This window comes from Streptomyces sp. NPDC018031, from assembly GCF_044327625.1.
In the GTDB taxonomy this organism is placed as follows: Bacteria; Actinomycetota; Actinomycetes; order Streptomycetales; family Streptomycetaceae; genus Streptomyces.
Genome location: NZ_JBIRFT010000007.1, coordinates 215370 through 236938, shown reverse-complemented (window position 1 = coordinate 236938; position 21569 = coordinate 215370). Strand labels below are relative to the sequence as shown.

Below are 21569 nucleotides of genomic sequence, written 5' to 3'. Positions count from 1 at the left end.
AGGTCACCTGCGGGGCTGGGCGTCCAGCACCTGCTGCAGCGCTTCGAACTCCTCGACGCACTTGCCGGAGCCCAGCGCGACGGAGTCCAGCGGGTCCTCCGCGATGTGGATCGGCATGCCGGTCTCGGCGCGCAGCCGCTCGTCGAGGCCGCGGAGCAGCGCGCCACCGCCGGTGAGGACGATGCCGCGGTCCATGACGTCGCCGGACAGCTCGGGCGGGCACTTGTCGAGGGTGGTCTTGACCGCGTCGACGATGGAGTTGACCGGCTCCTCCATGGCCTTGCGGACCTCGGCGGCGGAGATCACCACGGTCTTGGGGAGACCGCTGACCAGGTCGCGGCCGCGGATCTCGGTGTGCTCCTCGTGCTCGCTCTCGTACGCCGAGCCGATAGTGATCTTGATGTTCTCCGCGGTGCGCTCGCCGAGGAGCAGGCTGTACTCCTTCTTGACGTGCTGGATGATCGCGTTGTCCAACTCGTCACCGGCGACCCGGATGGACTGGGCGGTGACGATGCCGCCCAGCGAGATGACGGCGACCTCGGTGGTACCGCCGCCGATGTCGACGACCATGTTGCCGGTGGCCTCGTGGACCGGGAGGCCCGAGCCGATCGCGGCGGCCATGGGCTCCTCGATGATGTGCACCTGGCGGGCGCCCGCCTGGGTGGACGCCTCGATGACGGCCCTGCGCTCGACTCCGGTGATACCGGACGGCACGCACACCACGACGCGCGGCCGGGCGAGGTAGCGCCGCTTGTGGATCTTCAGGATGAAGTAGCGGAGCATCCGCTCGGTGATCTCGAAGTCGGCGATCACACCGTCCTTGAGCGGACGGACCGCGACGATGTTGCCAGGGGTCCGGCCGATCATCTTCTTCGCCTCGGCGCCCACGGCCAGGATCCCGCCCGTGTTGGTGTTGATGGCGACGACTGACGGCTCGTTGAGGACGATCCCGCGGCCCCTGACGTACACCAGCGTGTTGGCGGTCCCGAGGTCGACAGCCATGTCACGGCCGATGAACGACATGTTGTTCCCCATGAGGATACGTCTGGCCTTCCCAACTGGAGCGAATGCTTACTTGAGGTCGGCAGGGAGCAGGAAAAGGGTGCGCTGCGAGGCGCGGAAGCTTTCATCGTAGTCTCGGTCGCCCGGACTCGACGTGAGGGTCCTTGAGCCATTGTCGGCGGAAGGAGCGCCCGCCTCCTCCAAGGGAGACGTCGTGTCGGGGTGTCGCGTTCCCCCGATCGGCCCGCGTATACCGGAGGGCGACCGATTTTTACTCGGTCGCCCCCGGTCAGAGGCGGTCAGGCGGTGACGGAGCGTCAGGCCAGACCGGGGAAGAAAATCTTGATCTCCCGCTGCGCGGACTCCTCCGAGTCGGAGGCGTGCACCAGGTTCTCCCGCACGATGGTGCCGAAGTCCCCCCGGATGGTCCCACTGGGGGCCTGGATCGGGTCGGTCGGGCCGGCCAGCGCCCGTACTCCCTCGATCACCCGCTCGCCCTCGACGACGAGCGCCACGACCGGACCGGAGGACATGAACTCCACCAGCGGCTCGTAGAACGGGCGGCCCACGTGCTCCGCGTAGTGCTGCTCCAGGATGTCGCGGCCCAGGGTACGCAGTTCCAGCGCGGTGACGGACCAGTTCGCCTTGCGCTCGATCCGGCCGATGATCTCGCCGACCAAGCCCCGCCGGACGGCGTCGGGCTTGAGGAGGACGAGGGTGCGCTGAGTCATGATGCGGCTCCTGTTGTAGGGCGGACGGGTGCAGTGCGCCCGAGGCTACAGGGGCTCGGACGGCACGCCGCACCCGGCACGGCCTCCCGCGCCCCGCCCGGGCCTAGGACGCCTCGGACGCCTGCGCGGCGAACCGGGCCCTGGCCTCGTCGACCTTCCGGCCGAAGTGCACCGACGCCCACCACAGCCCGGCGAAGACCGCGCCGAGGAAGTACATCGTGGGCACCACCACGCCGCTCAGTATCAGCGCTATCTGCAGCGCCCAGCCCACCTGCACCGCGCCCGGCCGGTTGACCATCCCGCACAGCAGCAGGCACAGCACCATGGCCGTGCCGCTGACCGCCCACACGGTGCCGGTCGACAGGTCCGAGGTGTTCATCGCGACCAGACCGGCGAAGCCGATCACCATGAACTCACCGATCAGCGTGCTCGCACACAGCGTGCGCATCTCAGCCCCTTCCGAGCAGCAGTCGTGCCTCGCCGACGGTGATCACCGAACCGGTCACCAGCACACCGGCGCCGGCGAACTCGCCCTCCTCCTCGGCGAGGGTGATCGCCGCCTCCAGCGCGTCGTCCAGCCGGGGCTCGACCTGGACCCGCTCGGCGCCGAACACCTCGACCGCGACCTGCGCCAGGGCGTCCGCGTCCATCGCCCGGTCGCTGGAGTTCCGGGTCACCACGATCTCGGCGAAGATCGGCTCGAACGCCTCCAGGAAGCCGCGGACGTCCTTGTCGCCGCTGGCTCCGACCACCCCGATCAGCCGGCTGAAGCCGAACGCCTCGGTGACGGCCTCGGCCGCCGCCCGCGCGCCCGCCGGGTTGTGCGCGGCGTCCAGCACCACGGTCGGGCTGCGCCGCACCACCTCCAACCGCCCCGGTGAGGTCACCGAGGCGAAGGCGCGGCGGACGGTGTCGATGTCCAGGGTGCGGGCGTGCTGCGAACCGATCCCGAAGAACGCCTCGACCGCCGCCAGCGCCACCGCCGCGTTGTGCGCCTGGTGCGCGCCGTACAGCGGGAGGAAGACCTCCGGGTACTCGCCGCCCAGCCCGCGCAGCGTCAGCAACTGCCCGCCGACCGCCACCTCGCGGCTGAGCACACCGAACTCCAGGCCCTCCCGGGCCACCGTGGCGTCCACCTCGACGGCCCGCTTGAGCAGCACCGAGGCGGCGTCCACCGGCTGCTGGGCGAGCACCGCGGTGGCGTCCTTCTTGATGATCCCGGACTTCTCGACCGCGATCTCCTCCGGGGTGGTGCCCAGCCGGTCGGTGTGGTCCAGCGCTATCGGCGTGACCACCGCGACATTGCCGTCGATCACGTTGGTGGCGTCCCAGGTGCCGCCCATGCCGACCTCGACGACCGCGATGTCCACCGGGGCGTCCGCGAACGCGGCGAACGCCATGGCGGTGAGCACCTCGAAGAAGGACAGCCGGTACTCCTGCCGGGCGTCGGTCATCTCGATGTACGGCTGGATGTCCCGGTACGTCTCGATGAACCGCTCGGCGGAGATCGGCGCCCCGTCCAGGCTGATCCGCTCCGTCACCGACTGCACATGCGGGCTGGTGTAGCGGCCGGTCCGCAGGTCGAAGGCGCCCAGCAGCGACTCGATCATGCGGGCGGTGCTGGTCTTGCCGTTGGTGCCGGTGATGTGGATGGCGGGGTAGGCGCGGTGCGGGGAGCCGAGGATGTCCAGCAGGGTCGCGATGCGCTGGACCGAGGGGTCCAGCTTCGTCTCGCCCCAGCGGCCGGCCAGCTCGGCCTCGACCTCGCGCAGCGCCCGGTCGGTCTCCGGGTCCAGCGGGCGGGCGGGCACCTGGTCGCCCTGCGGCGGCCCGGCCTGGGTGCGCAGGGTTCGGCTGCCGGCCTCGATCACCGCGAGGTCGGGGTCGCGGTCCGTCTCGGCGTCGACGATCTCGTCGAAGGCGTCGTCGGGCGTGGCGGACGGGTCGGGCTCGTGCTGTGGGGGCTCGCTCACGGTGCCAAGTCTACGAGGCCACCGCGGCAACCTCCGGCCGCGACCGACACCGCCGCCCCGGACCGGGCGGTCCGGGGCGGCGGGGATGCGCCACGGGGGGCGTCAGCTCTCCGGGAGCGCGGCCAACTGCGCGGTGATCCGGGCGATGTCGGCCTCGGCGGCGGCCTTCCGGGCACGGATCTTCTCGATCACATGATCGGGGGCCTTGCCGAGGAACGCGTCGTTGCCGAGCTTGGCCGTGGTCTGCGCCAGGTCCTTCTCGGCGGCCGCGAGGTCCTTGGCGAGCCGCTTGCGCTCGGCGGCCACGTCGATCGCCCCGGACAGGTCCAGGGCCACCGTGGCCCCCGCGACCGGCAGCGACGCGGTGGCGGTGAAGCCGTCGCCGGGCGGCGTCAGGCGCAGCAGCGCGCGCATCGCGTCCTCGTGCGGGGCCAGCGCCGTGCCGTCCAGGCCGAGCCGGGCCGGGACCTTCTGGCCGGGCTGCAAACCCTGGTCGGAGCGGAACCGGCGGACCTCGGTGACCACCTGCTGGACGGTGCCGATCTCCTGCTCGGCGGCCGCGTCGCGGAAGCCGCCCGGGGTGTCCGCGCCGGGGACGGACACGGCCGTGGGCCACTCGGCGACCACCACCGACTCCTTGCCGGTGAGGGAGGTCCACAGCGCCTCGGTGACGAACGGCACCACCGGGTGCAGCAGCCGCAGCGTGGTGTCGAGCACCTCGCCCAGCACCCGCCGCGAGGCGTCCGCGGCCGCGCCGCCCTTGGCGAAGGTGGTCTTGGACAGCTCCACGTACCAGTCGAAGACCTCGTCCCAGGCGAAGTGGAACAGGGTGTCGGAGAGCTTCGCGAACTGGTAGTCCTCGTAGTACGCGTCCACCTCGGCGACGACGGCGTTCAGCCGGGACAGGATCCACCGGTCGGTGGCGGACAGTTCCGCGGCGGGGGGCAGTTCGCCGTCCACCGTGGCGCCGTTCATCAGGGCGAAGCGGGTGGCGTTCCAGATCTTGTTGGCGAAGTTCCGGGAGCCCTGGACCCAGTCCTCGCCGATCGGCACGTCGACGCCCGGGTTGGCGCCGCGCGCCAGGGTGAAGCGGACCGCGTCGGAGCCGTACTTGTCCATCCAGTCCAGCGGGTTGACCGCGTTGCCGAAGGACTTCGACATCTTCTTGCCGAACTGGTCGCGGACCATGCCGTGCAGCACGACGGTGTGGAACGGCGGGGTGCCGTCCATCGCGTACAGCCCGAACATCATCATCCGGACGACCCAGAAGAAGAGGATGTCGTAGCCGGTGACGAGGATGGAGTTCGGATAGAACTTCGCCAGACTCTCGGTCCGCTCCGGCCAGCCGAGCGTGGAGAACGGCCACAGGCCGGAGGAGAACCAGGTGTCCAGGACGTCGGTCTCCTGGTGCCAGCCCTCGCCGGACGGCGGCTCCTCGTCCGGGCCGACGCAGACCATCTCGCCGTCCGGGCCGTACCAGACCGGGATGCGGTGCCCCCACCACAGCTGGCGGGAGATGCACCAGTCGTGGATGTTGTCGACCCAGTCGAAGTAGCGCTTCGACATGTCCTCGGGGTGGATGTTCACCCGGCCGTCCCGGACGGCGTCGGCCGCGGCCTTGGCCAGCGGGCCGGTCCTGACCCACCACTGCATGGACAGCCGCGGCTCGATGGTGGTCTTGCAGCGGGAGCAGTGGCCGACGGAGTGGGTGTACGGGCGCTTCTCGGCGACGATCCGGCCCTCGGCGCGCAGCGCGCCGACGATGGCGCTGCGCGCCTCCAGCCGGTCCAGCCCCTGGAACGGGCCGTGCGCGGTGATCACCGCGTGGTCGTCCATCACGGTCAGGTTGGGCAGGTCGTGCCGGCGGCCGATCTCGAAGTCGTTCGGGTCGTGGGCCGGGGTGACCTTGACCGCGCCGGTGCCGAACTCCGGGTCGACGTGCGGGTCGGCCACGACCGGGATGCGGCGGCCGGTGAGCGGCAGCTCGATCTCGGTGCCCACCAGGTGCCGGTAGCGCTCGTCGTCCGGGTGGACGGCGACCGCGGTGTCGCCGAGCATCGTCTCGGCCCGGGTGGTGGCCACCACGATGGACGCCTCTCCGTCGCCGTAGCGGATGGAGACCAGCTCGCCGTCGTCGTCCTGGTACTCCACCTCGATGTCGGAGATGGCGGTCAGACAGCGCGGGCACCAGTTGATGATCCGCTCGGCGCGGTAGATCAGCTCGTCGTCGTAGAGCTTCTTGAAGATCGTCTGGACGGCCTTGGAGAGCCCTTCGTCCATGGTGAAGCGCTCACGCGACCAGGCGACGCCGTCGCCGAGGCGGCGCATCTGGCCGGAGATCTGCCCGCCGGACTCGTCCTTCCACTGCCACACCCGCTCCACGAACGCCTCGCGGCCCAGGTCGTGGCGGGACTTGCCCTCCTTGGCCAGCTCGCGCTCCACGACGTTCTGGGTGGCGATGCCGGCGTGGTCCATGCCGGGCTGCCACAGGGTCTCGTGACCCTGCATCCGCTTCCGGCGGGTGACGGCGTCGATGAGGGTGTGCTCGAAGGCGTGCCCCAGGTGGAGCGAGCCGGTGACGTTGGGCGGCGGGATGACGACGGTGAAGGGCTCCTTGGCGCTGTCCGCGTCCGCCTCGAAGTAACCGCGCTCTACCCAGCGCTCGTACAGCTGCCCCTCTACATCGGCCGGTGTGTACTGGGTCGGCAGTTCGGGGTGGCTGTTCGGCCCGCTCGCGGGGCTCTGCTGAGTGTTCTCGGTCACGACGGCCAGTCTACGGGGCCGGGGCACTCCGTTACGAACCCGTTGCCGCCCCGGGCTGAAGGGAGCCACAGGCGTCGGGAAGGATGTTGCGCAACTGTCGCGCGCACCGAAGACGCAGAGAAGAAGCAGAGAAGAAGCATCGAAGAGAGGCCCGATGAGCTACTCCCAGCCGCCGCCGCAACCCGGTCCCTACGGGGGTCAGCCGGGTCCGTACGGCGGAGGCCAGCAGCCACCGGTGCCGCACCCGTACAGTCCGCAGCCGGGCTACGGCTACCCGCAGCAGGGCGGCTATCCGGCGCCGGGTCCGTACTACCAGCCGCAGCCCGGTTACGGCTACCCGCAGCAGAACCCCTATGCGCAGCAGCCCGGCCCCTACGGTGGCCTGCCGCAGCCCGGCGGCCCCTACGGGCAGCTGCCGCCCAGGCGTTCCCGCACCGGCCTGAAGATCGGCATAGCCGTCGGCGCGGCGGTGGCGGTGGCCGCCGCGGTGACCGCGGCGGTGCTGCTCACCGGCTCGGGCGAGAGCGGCCCGTACAAGGTGGCGACGCCGCCGAAGCTCGCCGGGAAGTACGAGCGGCAGGGCGAGGGCACCGGGGAGAAGGACCTCTCCGAGGGCGGGCAGAGCGCACGGCAGGTCCCCGGGGTGGAGAACGCCCACGTGGTGTCGGCCGACTACGAGACCTCGGGCGGGGAGCTGATGAAGTTCACCGGCTTCTGGGGCGAGGTCGTCGACCCGGACCGCGGCTCGGACATGGCCCTGGCGATGGTGGTGTCGGCCCTGGAGGACGACGGCACGGCGGAGGCGCAGGGCAGTCCCGAGGAGTTCACCCCCGAGGGATTCGACGGAGATGTACTGAAATGTCAGGCCGTGAAGTTGACGTCGGACCAGGGATCCATGGACGCCCCCGCGTGCGTCTGGGGTGATGAGGACACCTTGGGTGTCACGGTGATGACCGACCCCGCGGCAGGGGTCCTGGGCAGTGGCATGTCGTTGAAGGACGCGGCCGACCTCACCGTCAAGGTTCGCAGCGACGCACGCGTCGAGATCGACCGATAGCAACAAGCGGAACAGTAAGGACGGACATGAGCTACAACCAGCCGGGACCCTACGGGCAGCAGCCGCCCCAGCAGCCGGGACCCTACGGCCAGCAGCCCCCGCAGCCCGGCCCCTACGGCCAGGGCGCCCCGGCCGGCCAGCCCGGGTACGGGTACCCGCAGCAGCCGCCCGGCGGCCAGCCGGGCTACGGCTACCCCCAGCAGCCGCCCGGCCCCTACGGCCAGCCCCCGCAGCCGCCCAGCGGCCAGCCCGGGCCGTACGGGCAGCCCCCGCAGCCGCCCGGTGGCCAGCCCGGGCCCTACGGGCAGCCCCCGCAGCCGGGCGGGTTCAACGCCCCGCCGCCGGTGCCCCCGCAGGGCGGCGGCAACAAGAACAAGGCGATAGCCCTGGCCGTCGGCGCGGTCGTCGTGGTCGGCGCCATCGTGGGTGGCTTCCTGCTGCTCGACGGCGGTGACGACGACAAGAAGGGCAACCAGGGCAACGAGTCGGTCAAGGTGCCGGGCGGCAACGGCGGCCCGGGCGGCGGGCTGAAGAACGACGGGCCGCACAAGCTGAGCACCCCGCCGACCGTGCTCGGCGAGTTCAAGCTCAGCGACGGCGGCGAGGACTCCGACGCGCTGTCCTCCGAGGACAAGGCCGGGCTGACGATGACCGGCGAGGGCACCGGCGTGGAGGCCGAGTACAGCACCCTCGGCCCCTCCGCCACGCCCGACCCGTCCCAGCTGACCTCGATGAAGGCGCTGTCGGTGTTCGGCGCCTACGGCGACATCTCGGACCCGGACAAGGCGCTCGACGCCATCTTCGCCGAGGGGCAGAAGGAGTTGGCGGGCGACGGCGACGTGGAGCTGACCGGCAGCCCCCAGGCGCAGGCCCCGGCGAACCTGGACGGCGCGGTGATGAAGTGCCAGGACATGAAGTTCAAGCAGGCGCAGCCCGGTATGCCGGCGTCCATCCCGATCTGCGGCTGGGCGGACCACAGCACGGTGGCCGTGGTGGCCCTGGTGGACATGGGCAGCCCGCTGTCCACCGAGGAGGCCGCCAAGACCATCGCCGACGTCCGCAAGGAGATCCGCGTTTCGCGGTGACCCGCGGGGCGGCCCGCCGCCTCCCGATGTGACCGGCGGGGCGGTGTTCCCGCCCCGCCGCCGTCCGACACCCCCCGCGCCTCGAGAAACAGCAGCGATCGGCATACGGAAGCAAGAGGACTGACATGAGCTACAACCAGCCCGGCCCCTACGGCCAGCCGCAGCAGCCCGGCCCCTACGGCCAGGGCGGTGCGGCCGGCCAGCCGGGCTACGGCCAACCCCAGCAGCCGGCCCAGCCCGGACCGTACGGACAGCCGCAGCAGGCCCCGCAGGGCGGTTACGGGTACCCCGGCCAGTCCGGCGCGCCCAACCCCTACGCCCAGCCCCAGCAGCCCGGCCCGTACGGGCAGCAGCCCGGTGGCCAGCCGGGGCCCTACGGGCAGCCCGACGGGTTCAGCGCCCCGCAGCCGCCGGTGCCCCCGCAGGGCGGCGGCAACAAGAACAAGGCGATAGCCCTGGCCGTCGGCGCGGTCGTCGTGGTCGGCGCCATCGTGGGCGGCTTCCTGCTGCTCGACGGCGGTGACGACGACGGCAAGAAGAAGAAGGCCAAGGGGAAGGAGACCACGGACGTCGTGGTCCCCGGTGGCAACGGCGGCAACGAGGGCACCACCGCCCCCGCCCCCGCGCAGAAGATGAAGCTGGACACCCCCAAGCTGCTGGCCGGCAACTGGAGCCGGGTGGGGGAGGGCAAGAACGAGGACAACATGACCGAGGCCGACAAACTGGCCCAGAAGGACATCCCCGGTCTGGAGGACCCGCACCCGATCGCCGCCAAGTACGACGGCACCGGCAGCGAGTCCGGCGGTACGTTGCAGTTCAACGGCAGCTGGGGCAAGGTCACCAGCGCCGACCGCGCCGTGAACGAGACGTTCCAGCTGGAGCACGCGAGCGTCCGGCTGTCCAGCAACCCCAAGATCGAGCCGCTGGGCCGGCCGGAGCGGGTGAAGCCGGAGGGCTTCGACGGCACGGTCATGAAGTGCCAGGAGTTCAAGGTCAGCAAGTCGGGGATGAGCGTGAACTTCCCGGTCTGCATCTGGGCCGACGACCACGCGGTCGGCGAGATCGCGGTGGTCTCCGACTCCCCCACCTCCTCCAAGTCGATCGAGGAGGCGGCGGCCATCGCGACGAAGGTCCGCAAGGACGCGCTCGTCCCGGCCGCGTAGCCCCCGCACACCGGCAGCGAGCCCGAGAGGACCCCATTGAGCTACAACCAGCCGCCCCCTCAGCCCGGCCCGTACGGAGGCGGGCAGCCCGGCCCGTACGACGGCGGACAGCCGCCGGCGGACCCGCCGGGCTCCTACGGCGCGCCCCAGACCCCGGCCGATCCTCCGGGCTCCTACGGCGCCCCGCAGCCCCCCGCCGACCCCTCGGGCCGGTACGGCGGGCAGTCCGGCTACGGCTACCCCCAGCAGGGCTACGGCTACCCGCAGACCGGCGGGGCGCCCGCGCCCCAGCCGGGTTACGGCTACCCCCAGCAGCAGCCGGGGCAGCCGCAGCAGGGGTACGGCTACCCGCCGGCGCCCGGCACGTACGACCAGGGCGCCGGCCAGCCGCCGCCCGCCCCGGCCCCGCCGGGCCCGCGGAAGGACCGGACCAAGATCATCGCGGTGGCCTCCGCCGCGGTGGTGGTGGTCGCCGCGGTGGCGGTCGGCGTGGTGGTGCTGACCGGCGGCGACGAGGACGCCGGGGCGATGAAGCTGGTCCCGCCGAAGACGCTGGGCAGCGAGGTGTACGAGCTCGACAAGGGGACCGAGGACCTCAAGGCCGAGGGCACCAGCGTGCAGGACAGCATGCCGGAGGGCGCCACCTCCGTCCTGGCGCGCTACACCCGCACCGACAACCCGGAATCCGGCCTGTCCTTCTCCGGGATGTACGGCGACATCAACGACCCGGCGAAGATCAAGGACGAGATGTTCAAGGGGTACCTCAAGGGCGACACCGAGGCGGAGTTCCTCAAGGACCGGAAGACCAGCCGGCCGGACGGCTCCGACGGCCCGGCGGTGGACTGCCAGGGCGTGAAGCTCTACGGCGAGTACTACGCCGCGGTGTGCGCCTGGGCGGAGAAGACGGACGCCGGCATGGTCGTGAACCTCGACGCGGACGTCACCGCCGAGGAGGACCTGGACCTGGAGGCGGCCGCCAAGCTCACCGCGGAGCTGTACGAGAACGGGCGCCGGTCGGCCTGAGCACCACCGGAAACGGCGGAGGGCCCCGGGGATCCGGGGCCCTCCGCCGTTTCCGCGTCTCCGCCGCGGGCGCGCTAGGCGCTCTTCTCGTGGCGCTCGCCGGTCTCGCCGCCGCGGGTGCGCGGCACCAGGGTCGGGTTGACGCCCGCGTGGACGACGTCGGCGGTGATGACGACCCGGGCGACGTCCTTGCGGGACGGCACCTCGTACATCACCGACATCAGCACCTCTTCCATGATCGCGCGCAGGCCGCGGGCGCCGGTGCCGCGCAGGATCGCCTGGTCGGCGATGGCCTCCAGGGCGGGGCGGTCGAAGTCCAGCTCCACGCCGTCGAGTTCGAACAGCCGCTGGTACTGCTTGACCAGCGCGTTCCGCGGCTCGACCAGGATCTGCAGCAACGCCTCGCGGTCGAGGTTGTGGACGGAGGTGATGACCGGGAGCCGGCCGATGAACTCCGGGATCATCCCGAACTTCACCAGGTCCTCCGGCATGACCTCCTGGAACTGGTCGCTGGCCTCGATCTCCCGCTTGGAGCGGATGGTGGCGCCGAAGCCGATGCCCTTGGCGCCCGCCCGCGACTCGATGATCTTCTCCAGCCCGGCGAACGCACCGCCCACGATGAACAGCACGTTCGTCGTGTCGATCTGGATGAACTCCTGGTGGGGGTGCTTGCGCCCGCCCTGCGGCGGCACCGAGGCGGTGGTGCCCTCCAGGATCTTCAGCAACGCCTGCTGGACGCCTTCGCCGGAGACGTCCCGGGTGATCGACGGGTTCTCGCTCTTCCGGGCGACCTTGTCGATCTCGTCGATGTAGATGATGCCGGTCTCGGCCTTCTTGACGTCGTAGTCGGCGGCCTGGATCAGCTTGAGCAGGATGTTCTCGACGTCCTCCCCGACGTAGCCGGCCTCGGTGAGGGCGGTGGCGTCGGCGATGGCGAAGGGGACGTTGAGCATCCGGGCGAGGGTCTGGGCGAGCAGCGTCTTGCCGGAGCCGGTCGGCCCGAGCAGCAGGATGTTGGACTTGGCGAGCTCGATGCCGTCGTCCTTGTGGCTGCCGTTCTCACCGGCCTGGACCCGCTTGTAGTGGTTGTAGACGGCGACCGAGAGCGCCTTCTTCGCGGCCTCCTGGCCGACCACGTACCCCTCGAGGAACTCGTAGATCTCGCGGGGCTTGGGGAGTTCCTCCCAGCGCACCTCGGAGGTCTCCGCGAGTTCCTCCTCGATGATCTCGTTGCAGAGGTCGATGCACTCGTCGCAGATGTACACACCGGGGCCTGCGATGAGCTTCTTCACCTGCTTCTGGCTCTTCCCGCAGAACGAGCACTTGAGCAGATCGCCGCCGTCACCGATGCGTGCCACGAGGTGCTTCCCCTTCGCCTGGGATCCGCTTTGCTCCGCGGACCCGGGTGCTTGCGCTGCGCTCTGTTCGGGGGCCGAACCCCCAGCCTCTATGACGGTACCTTGCCGGGCCCGGTGTGCGGGCCCCCCTTGGACCGACTCGGTCCAAGGGGGTACCTCACCGGTGTGTCAGCCCAGGCCCACGGAGGTCTTGCGGGTCGACACGATCTGGTCGACGAGCCCGTACGACAGGGACTCCTCGGCAGTGAGGATCTTGTCCCGCTCGATGTCGTCGCGGATCTTCTCGATCGGCGTGGTGGAGTGCTTGGCCAGCATCTCCTCCAGCTGCGAGCGCATCCGCAGGATCTCGTTGGCCGCGATCTCCAGGTCGGAGACCTGGCCGCGGCCGGTCTCACTGTACGGCTGGTGGATCAGCACCCGGGCGTTCGGCAGGGCCATCCGCTTGCCGGGGGTACCGGCGGCGAGCAGCACGGCCGCGGCGGAGGCCGCCTGGCCCATGCAGACCGTCTGGATGTCCGGCTTCACGAACTGCATCGTGTCGTAGATGGCGGTCAGCGCGGTGAACGAGCCACCCGGCGAGTTGATGTAGATCGAGATGTCGCGGTCGGGGTCCATCGACTCCAGGCAGAGCAGCTGCGCCATGACGTCGTTGGCGGAGGCGTCGTCGATCTGCACGCCGAGGAAGATCACCCGCTCCTCGAAGAGCTTCGCGTACGGGTCGTACTCGCGGATGCCCTGCGAGGTGCGCTCCACGAACCGCGGGACGACGTAGCGCGACTCGGCGGTGGGGCCGGTGTAGAGCGTCTGCGGCGGCGTGCGGAGGCCGGAGCCGGGAAGGGAGCCGGGGAAGTTGTTCATCTGGGTGTTCACCGTCCTGGTCTGAGCAGTGGGCTGGGGCTGGCTGCGCGGTGGCGTGGGCTCACGCCCCGGTGCCGCCGCCGCCCGGGACGCCGGCTGCCGTGTGCATGACGTCATCGATCAGGCCGTACTCCTTGGCCTCCTCGGCGGAGAACCAGCGGTCGCGGTCGGAGTCGCGGGTGATCTGCTCGACGGTCTGGCCGGTGTGGAAGGCGGTCAGCTCCGCCATCCGCTTCTTGGTGTGCAGCAGCCGCTCGGCGTGGATCTTGATGTCCGACGCGGAACCCGCGAGACCCGCGGAGGGCTGGTGGATCAGGATCTCGGCGTTCGGCAGCGCGAAGCGCTTGCCCGGGGTACCGGCGCTCAGCAGGAACTGGCCCATGGAGGCCGCCAGACCCATGGCGATGGTGACCACGTCGTTCTTGATGTACTGCATGGTGTCGTAGATCGCCATGCCGGCCGAGATCGAGCCGCCCGGAGAGTTGATGTAGAGGTAGATGTCCTTGTCCGGGTCCGCGGCGAGCAGGAGCAGCTGCGCGGTGATCTTGTTGGCGATGTCGTCGTCGACCGGCTGACCGAGGAAGATGATCCGCTCGCTGAGCAGTCGGTTGTAGACCTGGTCGCCGAGGCCACCGAGGTTGGTCTCGCTGGCGGCGGAAGGCATCGGAATCGTCACGTGTCCACCTGCTCGTCTCTGACGGCGGCGCGCCGTCTCAGCATCTTCGTCGGGTACTACCGGGGGTCTTACGGGGACTCCCCTGCCCTCGTATCTACGGACCCTAACGCGCTGGTGGGCGGGCGCCATCCCGCATCAGGAACTGTTCGCTCTGAGCGCAGGTTCACCGGCCGCCGCCCGCCCCGCGGGCCCGTTCGCGGCCCCGGACGCATGCCCGCGGGACCGCGAACGGGCCCGGACGCGACGAGGCGTCCGGGCCCGTTCTGGCGAGCCTCAGGAGGGCGGTGCCGGGGCGGTGGATCAGCCCTCGGACTTCTCCGCCGACTCCTCGGAAGCGGCCTCGGCGGACTCGCCGGCCTCCTCGGAGGTGGCCTCGACCGTCTCGGCGGTCTCGTCCTCGTCGTCCTCGAGGTCGACGACCTCACCGTTGCTGTCGGTGACCTTGGCGGCCTCGACGACGACCGCGAGGGCCTTGCCGCGGGCGACCTCGCCGACGAGCATCGGCACCTGGCCGCCCTCGACGACGGCCTGGGCGAACTGGTCCGGGCTCATGCCGGAGGACTGGGCACGGCGCACCAGGTGCTCGGTGAGCTCCTCCTGGCCGACCGACAACTTCTCCTTGTTGACCAGCTCGTCGAGGATGAACTGGGTCTTGATGCCCTTCTCGGCCTGCTGCTTGAGCTCGGCGTCGAACTCCTCGGCGGTCTTCTCCTGGATCTTGAGGTACGCCTCCAGGGTCAGGCCCATCTGGCCGAGCTGGTGGTGCTCCAGGTTGTGCTTGCGGGTCTGGATCTCGTCCTCGAGGAGCTTCTCGGGGATCGGGACCTCGACCAGCTCCAGGAGGGCGTCGAGCACCTTCTCCTGGGCCTGGGTGGCCTGCTCGAACTTGCGGGACTGCTCCAGGCGCTTGCGGCTGTCCGCCTTCAGCTCGTCCAGGGTGTCGAACTCGCTGGCCAGCTGGGCGAAGTCGTCGTCCAGCTCGGGCAGCTCACGGGCCTTGACCTCGGTGACGTCCACCTTGACCTCGGCCTCCTTGCCCTGGGCGGAGCCGCCCTTGAGCTCGGAGGTGAAGGTGGCGCTGCCACCGGCCTCCAGGCCGGTGACGGCGTCGTCGATGCCCTCCAGCAGCTCACCGGAGCCGATGGTGTAGTTGACGCCCTTCGCGACGCCGTCCTCCAGCACCTCGCCGTCGACCTTGGCCTCCAGGTCGACGGTGACGACGTCGCCCTCGGCGGCGGCGCGCTCCACGGCGGAGGTGGTGGCGAAGCGCTCCCGCAGCTGCTGGACCGACTTCTCGATGTCCTCGTCCGAGATCTCCACGGCGTCCACCGTGACCTCGATGCCGGAGTAGTCCGGGATCTCGATGGCCGGGCGGATGTCGACCTCGGCCGTGAAGGTCAGCAGCTCGTTGTCCTTGAGCTCGGTGATGTCGACCTCGGGCTGCCCGAGCGGGTTGAGCTCACCCTCGTTGACGGCCTCGGTGTAGAACTTCGGGAGCGCGTCGTTGACGGCCTCCTCCAGCACCGCGCCGCGGCCGAACCGCTGGTCGATGACGCGCGCAGGGATCTTGCCCTTGCGGAAACCCGGCACGCTGACCTGCTGGTTGATCTTCTTGTACGCCGCGTCGAGGCTGGGCTTGAGCTCCTCGAAGGGCACCTCGACAGTGAGCCGAACCCGGGTCGGGTTCAGGGTCTCCACGGCGCTCTTCACGGTTCGGTCTCCTTGGGGCTGACATCTGGGATCCCGCCGGTCGCTCGGTTCAGCGACTCGGCGGACCGCGCCCGGTAGAGAGACACAGGCACGCAGTTTGCATAGTAACCGCATGCGCGATCGCACCCACAATGCGATCTTGGTGATCGGTGCCGGTGCTGATGGTCGGGGTGGCCGGATTCGAACCGACGACCTTCCGCTCCCAAAGCGGACGCGCTACCAAGCTGCGCCACACCCCGTCGGTGCGACACGTAGGGTACATGGCCGCGGACGCCCTGGCTGCCGCATTTCCCCGGGTGTACCTCCGGGGACGGGCCGGGACGCGGGGCCGCCCCGCGGCCGGTGATCGCGGTGCCGGCCGGGGTGTGCGGGACACGGTCCGGACCCGCTACGATGCACATCGTGCCGACTCGCCGCCGCCGCGGCGGCCGACCGGCGCGCGCGGGCGTAGCTCAATGGTAGAGCCCCAGTCTTCCAAACTGGCTACGCGGGTTCGATTCCCGTCGCCCGCTCCAGAGCTCGACACACGGCCCGGCGAGGTTCCCTCGACCGGGCCGTTCGCATGGGCCGGCACACCGGCCGGACCGTGGTGACGGGCGGGGCCCGAGCCGGGGCTTCGGACCGGGTGGCGGGCCGGTGACCCAGGGGACGCGCACGGAGGCGCACCCGTGGGCGTGCGCCGTGCGAAACCGTCGCGCGCCCGCGCGCACGCCCGGCCGCGGAACCGGAATGGCACGGCGGGCGCACCGGGCCCGCGCGCCGGAAGCACACCGACGCCGGACGGCCCCGGGCACGGTCAGATGTCGATCTCGGCGATGGTCTCGGCGAGCGAGTCCAGGAACTCCTGGATGTCCGGCGCCATGTCGGTGGAGGCCAGCAGGAATCCGAAGAGCACGGCGACCAGCGCCGGACCCCCCTTGAGTTTGCCGCTCCGGATCATCAGCGCCATGACGATCCCCACCAGCAGCACCAAGGACAGGGAAATAACCACAACTGATCACTCGCCCTCGCGGTCGCCATCCGTCTCACCGGCCCGAGAGGCACCCTTCCCCGCACACCCCCCGCTGCACCCATCGTGCCATCAACTCGCCCCGCAATGGGGGCAGCTGACCGATCGAAGACCCTCCGGAGCGACGAGGATCACTCTCCCGGTGACCGCGCCGGGGAGACCGCGAAGTGACGCCGCGCACAATTCGACGGTATGCGCGGCGATCGAATTGGAGCCTGCCGGGAGGCGTCCCGGCAGGAATTCCGAATTCACTCCGGCATGGCGCGACGCCCCTGCAAAGCACCATTGATTTGGACATTTCACCCGAGCCGCTTGCGGGGCATATGCCCCGTTTAAGGTGGATGAAATAGCACAGAACGGACAGAACGGCCCGTTTTATCGGCGTGCATGCATGAAAATCGCCCGATAAGCAAAGGGAAGCTGAACGGAGTTTTACGGAATAGCGGTTCCGGCGCTAAGGTCCCTCAGATGTTCCACGCTGCCCCCACCTCGCATTGCGCAGTGCGGTCCAAGGTCCTTTCCCCCACATCCCCACCGGAGGGCCTGTGACGAACTCCCTGCGTCCGCACGGCTATGAGCGGTCGCCGCTCCCCCCGGTCCAGGAATCACCGCCCCGGGACCGCACCCGGCAGCCGGCGCCCGAGCGCGCCGCGCCACCCGCCGCCCCGGCCGGGCAGCGGCCGAAGCAGCGCGACCCGTTCTTCGACAACGCGAAGTACCTGGCGATCGTGCTGGTCGCCATGGGGCACTCGTGGGAGCCGCTGACCGACGGCAGCCGGGCCGCCGAGGCGCTGTACATGACCGTGTACGCCTTCCACATGCCGGCCTTCATCCTGATCTCCGGCTACTTCTCCCGCAGCTTCGACATGCGGCCGGACCGGCTCAAGCGGCTGATCACCGGGGTCGCCGTGCCGTACCTGCTGTTCGAGGTGGCGTACACCTTCTTCAAGCGGTGGGCGGACGACGACCCGACCTACGACTTCAGCCTGCTCGACCCCTGGTACCTCACCTGGTTCCTGATCGCGCTCTTCGTCTGGCGGATGACCACCCCGATCTGGAAGCTCATCCGCTGGCCCGTCCCGGTGGCACTGGCCGTCGCGACCCTGGCGTCGGTCTCCCCGGACATCGGCGACGACCTGGACCTGCAGCGGGTGCTCCAGTTCCTGCCGTTCTTCGTGATCGGGCTGCACCTGAAGCCCGAGCACTTCCAGCGGCTGCGCCGCCGCGAGGTGCGCCTGCTGGCCGTCCCGGCCTTCCTCTGCGCGGTGGCCGTCGCCTACTGGGCGGGCCCCCGGATGAACTCGGCGTGGTTCTACCACCGGGACAGCGTCCAGGAGCTCGGCGCCCCGCCGTGGACCGGCCCGGTGATGACCCTGGCGCTGTTCGGCTGCTCGGCGGTGCTGGTCATCGGCTTCCTGGCGTGGGTGCCCCGGCGGCAGACGTGGTTCACCGCACTCGGCGCCGGAACCCTCTACGGCTATCTGCTGCACGGCTTCCTCGCCAAGGGCTCCCGCTTCTGGGGCTGGTTCGACGAGTACCGGTGGCTGCACACCCCGCTCGGCGCGATCGTCGTCTCGGTCATCGCGGCCGCGGTGGTCACCGCGCTGTGCACCCCACCGGTCCAGCGGCTCTTCCGCTGGGCCATGGAGCCCCGGATGGCGTGGGCGTTCGTCAAGGACCCGGCCGAGCAGGCCCGGCGCCGGTCCGGCGCCGGGGCGGCCACCGGCTGACCGGCCCCGGCGGGCGGGCTCACCCGCGGACCCCGTCCGCCGGAGCCGCGGTGCGCAGCGCGGCGCGGGCCGGCAGCGCGGTGGCGGCGAGCCCCAGCAGCAGGGTGCCGCCGGCGAAGGCCGCGTAGAGCGGCACCGGGACGTACGGGGCCGCGCCGGTCAGACCGCGCACCATCGGGTACAGGGTGGCCAGCGCGATGGCGGTGCCCAGGGCGACCCCGGCGCAGGTCACCAGCAGCGCCTCCCAGCGGATCATCCGCAGCACCTGCCGCCGGGTGGAGCCGACCAGGCGCAGCACACCCAGCTCACGGCGGCGGTCGAGCACCGTCATCACCAGGGTGTTCGCCGCGGCCACCGCGGCGAAGCCGCCCAGCACCGCCGCCATGGTGTGGTTCGCCCAGGCGTTGACGGCCCGGTCCGCGTCCCGGGCGGCCTGGTAGCCGTCCCGGTCGCTGACCTCGCCGAGCGCGGAGAGCCGCGCGGTGAGTTCCCCGGGGTCCGTGCCGTCCACCGCGCGGACCAGCACCTCGGCGTCGAGCGGCGCGGTGACGTGCTCCGCCAGCACCGAACGGCTCAGCGTCACCTGGGCCACGCCCAGGCCGCGGGAGTAGGTCGCCACCACGGTCGCCCGGTGCCGGGTCCCGTCCGGGAGCCGCAGCTGGAGCCGGTCGCCCAGGCCGACGTGCGCCGCGTCGGCGAGCCGGGTGTCCAGGGCCACCGTGCCGGGCCGCAGATCCGACAGCCGCCCGGTGGACACGCCCAGGTCCTGGACGGCGGTGAGCGCCTGGCCGCCACCGGTCACGCCCTGGGCGGTGGCGGTTTGCAGCATCCGCACGCCCCCGCCGTCGACCGGCACCAGCACACCGGTGCGCAGCAGACCCACCGCGGTGTCCACGCCCGGGGTGGCCGCGACCCGGGCGGCGGTGCCCGCGGGCAGTCCGCCGGCCCCGGTGACGACGTGGTCCGCGACGATGCCCGCGTGGCGCTCCCCCGCCGCCACGTGATCCTCGCTGGTGTGCATGAAGACGAGGGTGGAGGCGAACGCCATGGCCAGCACGATCGGGGTGATGGCGGAGGCCAGGCGGCGGGCGTTGGCCCGGGAGTTGGCGGAGGCCAGCTGGGCGGTGGCGGGCCCCGCGCGCAGCGGCACGCCGACCAGCCAGGCGCACAGCCGGGCGATCAGCGGGCCGAGCAGGCCGACGGCCAGCATGAAGAGCATCACCACGCCGAGGGCCGTGGTGGCCGCGTCCTCGCCGGTCGCCTCGGCCGCGACGCGGGCCAGGACGGTCCCGCCCACCAGCGCGGCGGCGCCCAGCACGGTACGGACGACACCGGGCGCGAACCGCTCCACCGCGGCCTCGCCGAGCGCCTGGCCCGGCTTGATCCTCGCCGGCCGGTGCGCCGCCACCAGCCCGGCGAAGAGGGCGGTGACCACTACGGCGCCGATCGCGGCGGTCGGCGGGATCCAGGAGACGGCGAGCCGGACCGGGGCGGGGACGGCATCCCGGTCCTTGAGCTCGCCGAACCACCAGCGGGCCAGCGCGATGCCGGGCAGGCAGCCCACCGCACCGGCGACCGGGGCGACCAGCAGCGCCTCGGTCGCCACCGAGCGGCGGATCTGGCGCGGGGTGGCCCCGATGGCGCGCAGCAGCGCGAACTCGCGGCGGCGCTGGCCCACGGAGAGGGCGACGGTGCCCGCCGCGGTGAAGATCGCGGTCATGGTGGCGATCCCGCCGAACGATCCGCCGAGGGCGGTGAGCATCTCCTTGGCCTCGCCGAGGCCGGGCTGCTCCACGCCGCCGCGGCCGTCGCCGGTGTGTGCCCGCAGGCCCGCGGCGCGGGAGCCGAGGTCCCGCTCCAGCCGGTCCGCCAGCGCGCCGGGGTCCGTCCCGGCATCCGGGCGGACCAGGACCGCGTCGACGCGGCCCGGGTGCCCCGAGATGCGCGGCGCCTCCCGGTCCGGGAGCCACACGGTCCCCGCGCCGCTGCCGCCCGGCCCGTCGGCGGCGATCCCGGAGACCCGCAGCCGGTGGTCGCCGTCGGCGCCGCGCACCGTGATCCGGTCGCCGGTCGCCACCCCGGAGGATTCGGCGGCGGCGGAGTCCAGTACCACCTCGCCGGGGTGCGGCGCCGTACCGGAGCGCAGTTCGACGCCGGTGTACGCGGCCGAGCCCCAGCCGTGCGCGGTCACCGGCGCCGGGCCCGCCCCCTGGCGGGCACCCGGGTCGGCGGGCTGCCCGGCGGCGAGCCGGACCGGGAAGGTCAGGTCCGGGACGGCGGCGGCCGCTCCGGGGGTGCGGGCCGCGGCGGCCACCAGTCCGGCGTCCAGCCGGGCCCGGTCCGGCACCGGCTCGGGGTCGCTCTCCGCGTCCCCGCCGCGGCCCTCGGAGGGGTGGGCCCGCTGGTCGGCGGCGAGCACGACCGGAGCGTCGGCGTAGCGCGCGGGCGGCGCGGTGGCGCGGATGCCGGTCTCCAGCAGGATGCCGCAGGCCGAGACGATCATCGCGGCCATGGCGAGGGCGATGAAGGTGCCCGCGAAGGAGGACGGTTTGAACCGGATCGCGGCGCGCGCGAGCCCGTTGGTCAGGGACCTCATACCGGCGCGCCCCCGAGGGCGGCGGCGGCCGGCACCGGGGCGGGCGCCGCCCCGGCCTTGGCGGTCAGCTCGCCGAGCCGGGCGGCGATCCGGTCGGCGGAGCTCCGCGGCAGGCTGTCGGCGAACGACCCGTCGGCGAGGAAGAGCACCCGGTCCGCGTAACCGGCGGCGGTCGGGTCGTGGGTGACCATGGTGACCGTCGCCCCCATCTCGTCCACCGCGCGGCGCAGCAGCGTCAGCACCTCGGCGGCGGTGCCGGTGTCCAGCGCGCCGGTCGGCTCGTCGGCGAAGACCACGTCGGGCCGGGTGACCAGGGCGCGGGCGATCGCCACCCGCTGCTGCTGGCCGCCGGAGAGCTGGCCGGGGCGCCGCCGGGCATGCTGGTCCAGGCCCACCTGGGCGAGGACCTCGCGGGCGCGGGCCCGGTCGGGGCGGGCGCCGGCGAGCCGCATGGGCAGCAGGACGTTCTGCTCGACGGTGAGGGAGGGGAGCAGGTTGAACGACTGGAACACGAAGCCGAGCCGGCCGCGGCGCAGCGCGGTCAGCTTGTTCTCGCTCATGCCGGTGATCTCCGTGCCGCCGAGCCGGACGACGCCCTCGCTGGGCCGGTCCAGGCCCGCCGCGCACTGCAGGAAGGTCGACTTGCCCGACCCGGAAGGCCCCATGACCGCGGTGAAGCTGCCCCGGGGCAGGGCCAGGTCGATGCCGCGCAGCGCGTGCACCGCGCGGGCGCCGCGCCCGTAGCGGCGGCGCACGCCGCACAGTTCGACCGCCCAGTCGCCGGTGCTCGGCGCTTCCCGCTGGTTCCGCCGCGTACCGCGCCGCCACATGGTGT

17 protein-coding genes and 2 tRNA genes are annotated in these 21569 nt (G+C 71.7%); 6 read left to right on the top strand and 13 right to left on the bottom strand.

Going from position 1 to position 21569, the window contains the following annotated elements; all coding sequences use genetic code 11:
* Nucleotides 1-3: 3 nt before the first annotated feature.
* From ACH4B3_RS19035 to ACH4B3_RS19015, 5 genes are all read right to left on the bottom strand, one after another.
* Nucleotides 4-1023, bottom strand: coding sequence for a rod shape-determining protein (locus ACH4B3_RS19035; protein WP_398464182.1), 1020 nt, complete (start codon nt 1021-1023; stop codon nt 4-6).
* A gap of 296 nt (nt 1024-1319) precedes the next feature.
* Nucleotides 1320-1733 (bottom strand): nucleoside-diphosphate kinase, encoded by a 414-nt coding sequence (gene ndk / locus ACH4B3_RS19030; protein ID WP_398464020.1) that lies wholly within the window; start codon nt 1731-1733, stop codon nt 1320-1322.
* Between the two features lie 103 nt (nt 1734-1836).
* The gene (locus ACH4B3_RS19025) at nt 1837-2181 is read right to left on the bottom strand and encodes a DUF4233 domain-containing protein (RefSeq protein WP_398464019.1); all 345 of its coding nucleotides are present in this window, start codon (nt 2179-2181) and stop codon (nt 1837-1839) included.
* 1 nt (nt 2182) lies between these two features.
* The gene (locus tag ACH4B3_RS19020; RefSeq protein WP_398464018.1) at nt 2183-3706 is read right to left on the bottom strand and encodes a bifunctional folylpolyglutamate synthase/dihydrofolate synthase; all 1524 of its coding nucleotides are present in this window, start codon (nt 3704-3706) and stop codon (nt 2183-2185) included.
* Between the two features lie 102 nt (nt 3707-3808).
* Nucleotides 3809-6469, bottom strand: a complete 2661-nt coding sequence (locus ACH4B3_RS19015; RefSeq protein WP_398464017.1) for a valine--tRNA ligase — start codon at nt 6467-6469, stop codon at nt 3809-3811.
* A 154-nt stretch (nt 6470-6623) separates the two neighbouring features.
* Here ACH4B3_RS19015 and ACH4B3_RS19010 point away from each other — a divergent pair, with 154 nt between their 5' ends.
* From ACH4B3_RS19010 to ACH4B3_RS18995, 4 genes are all read left to right on the top strand, one after another.
* Nucleotides 6624-7526, top strand: a complete 903-nt coding sequence (locus tag ACH4B3_RS19010; protein ID WP_398464016.1) for a hypothetical protein — start codon at nt 6624-6626, stop codon at nt 7524-7526.
* 26 nt (nt 7527-7552) lie between these two features.
* Nucleotides 7553-8611: a hypothetical protein gene (locus ACH4B3_RS19005; protein ID WP_398464015.1), complete on the top strand. Its 1059-nt coding sequence runs from the start codon at nt 7553-7555 to the stop codon at nt 8609-8611.
* A gap of 125 nt (nt 8612-8736) precedes the next feature.
* Nucleotides 8737-9774: a hypothetical protein gene (locus ACH4B3_RS19000; RefSeq protein ID WP_398464014.1), complete on the top strand. Its 1038-nt coding sequence runs from the start codon at nt 8737-8739 to the stop codon at nt 9772-9774.
* A 36-nt stretch (nt 9775-9810) separates the two neighbouring features.
* A complete protein-coding gene (locus tag ACH4B3_RS18995) occupies nt 9811-10797 on the top strand; it encodes a hypothetical protein (protein ID WP_398464013.1) in 987 nt (328 codons plus the stop codon).
* Between the two features lie 74 nt (nt 10798-10871).
* Here the strand turns inward: ACH4B3_RS18995 and clpX are convergent, their stop codons facing one another.
* From clpX to ACH4B3_RS18970, 5 genes are all read right to left on the bottom strand, one after another.
* Entirely contained in the window at nt 10872-12155 is a 1284-nt protein-coding gene (clpX, locus tag ACH4B3_RS18990) for an ATP-dependent Clp protease ATP-binding subunit ClpX (RefSeq protein ID WP_398464012.1), read from the bottom strand.
* A 168-nt stretch (nt 12156-12323) separates the two neighbouring features.
* Nucleotides 12324-13013: an ATP-dependent Clp protease proteolytic subunit gene (locus ACH4B3_RS18985; protein ID WP_398464180.1), complete on the bottom strand. Its 690-nt coding sequence runs from the start codon at nt 13011-13013 to the stop codon at nt 12324-12326.
* Nucleotides 13014-13074: 61 nt separating this feature from the next.
* On the bottom strand, nt 13075-13677 hold the full coding sequence (locus tag ACH4B3_RS18980) for an ATP-dependent Clp protease proteolytic subunit (RefSeq protein ID WP_398464178.1): 603 nt from the start codon (nt 13675-13677) through the stop codon (nt 13075-13077).
* 312 nt (nt 13678-13989) lie between these two features.
* Nucleotides 13990-15399, bottom strand: coding sequence for a trigger factor (gene tig / locus ACH4B3_RS18975; protein ID WP_398464011.1), 1410 nt, complete (start codon nt 15397-15399; stop codon nt 13990-13992).
* Nucleotides 15400-15561: 162 nt separating this feature from the next.
* Nucleotides 15562-15638 (bottom strand) — tRNA-Pro (locus ACH4B3_RS18970).
* A 202-nt stretch (nt 15639-15840) separates the two neighbouring features.
* Between ACH4B3_RS18970 and ACH4B3_RS18965 the strand changes: the two genes are divergently transcribed.
* A tRNA-Gly gene (locus ACH4B3_RS18965) sits at nt 15841-15914 on the top strand.
* Between the two features lie 281 nt (nt 15915-16195).
* Here ACH4B3_RS18965 and ACH4B3_RS18960 read toward each other — a convergent pair.
* Nucleotides 16196-16390 carry a hypothetical protein gene (locus ACH4B3_RS18960; protein WP_398464010.1) on the bottom strand — a complete coding sequence of 65 codons (195 nt, stop codon included), beginning with the start codon at nt 16388-16390 and terminating at the stop codon, nt 16196-16198.
* Between the two features lie 563 nt (nt 16391-16953).
* Between ACH4B3_RS18960 and ACH4B3_RS18955 the strand changes: the two genes are divergently transcribed.
* Nucleotides 16954-18138 (top strand): acyltransferase family protein, encoded by a 1185-nt coding sequence (locus ACH4B3_RS18955; RefSeq protein WP_398464009.1) that lies wholly within the window; start codon nt 16954-16956, stop codon nt 18136-18138.
* A gap of 19 nt (nt 18139-18157) precedes the next feature.
* Here the strand turns inward: ACH4B3_RS18955 and ACH4B3_RS18950 are convergent, their stop codons facing one another.
* Together ACH4B3_RS18950 and ACH4B3_RS18945 are read right to left on the bottom strand one after the other, a co-directional pair.
* Complete coding sequence (locus ACH4B3_RS18950; protein WP_398464008.1) at nt 18158-20734, bottom strand: ABC transporter permease; 2577 nt, start codon at nt 20732-20734, stop codon at nt 18158-18160.
* Nucleotides 20731-21564 (bottom strand): ABC transporter ATP-binding protein, encoded by an 834-nt coding sequence (locus ACH4B3_RS18945; RefSeq protein ID WP_398464007.1) that lies wholly within the window; start codon nt 21562-21564, stop codon nt 20731-20733. The genes ACH4B3_RS18950 and ACH4B3_RS18945 overlap by 4 nt, the downstream gene beginning before the upstream one ends.
* Nucleotides 21565-21569 lie beyond the last annotated feature (5 nt).

Excerpts from the sequence above, each read along its gene's own strand:
- ACH4B3_RS19035 (WP_398464182.1), bottom strand. The coding sequence starts at position 1,023 with ATGTCGTTCATCGGCCGTGACATGGCTGTCGACCTCGGGACCGCCAAC.
- ACH4B3_RS19025 (WP_398464019.1), bottom strand. The coding sequence starts at position 2,181 with ATGCGCACGCTGTGTGCGAGCACGCTGATCGGTGAGTTCATGGTGATC.
- ACH4B3_RS18945 (WP_398464007.1), bottom strand. The coding sequence starts at position 21,564 with ATGTGGCGGCGCGGTACGCGGCGGAACCAGCGGGAAGCGCCGAGCACC.
- ACH4B3_RS18950 (WP_398464008.1), bottom strand. The coding sequence starts at position 20,734 with ATGAGGTCCCTGACCAACGGGCTCGCGCGCGCCGCGATCCGGTTCAAA.
- ACH4B3_RS19010 (WP_398464016.1), top strand. The coding sequence starts at position 6,624 with ATGAGCTACTCCCAGCCGCCGCCGCAACCCGGTCCCTACGGGGGTCAG.
- ndk (WP_398464020.1), bottom strand. The coding sequence starts at position 1,733 with ATGACTCAGCGCACCCTCGTCCTCCTCAAGCCCGACGCCGTCCGGCGG.
- ACH4B3_RS18980 (WP_398464178.1), bottom strand. The coding sequence starts at position 13,677 with ATGCCTTCCGCCGCCAGCGAGACCAACCTCGGTGGCCTCGGCGACCAG.
- ACH4B3_RS19005 (WP_398464015.1), top strand. The coding sequence starts at position 7,553 with ATGAGCTACAACCAGCCGGGACCCTACGGGCAGCAGCCGCCCCAGCAG.
- ACH4B3_RS18985 (WP_398464180.1), bottom strand. The coding sequence starts at position 13,013 with ATGAACAACTTCCCCGGCTCCCTTCCCGGCTCCGGCCTCCGCACGCCG.
- ACH4B3_RS19000 (WP_398464014.1), top strand. The coding sequence starts at position 8,737 with ATGAGCTACAACCAGCCCGGCCCCTACGGCCAGCCGCAGCAGCCCGGC.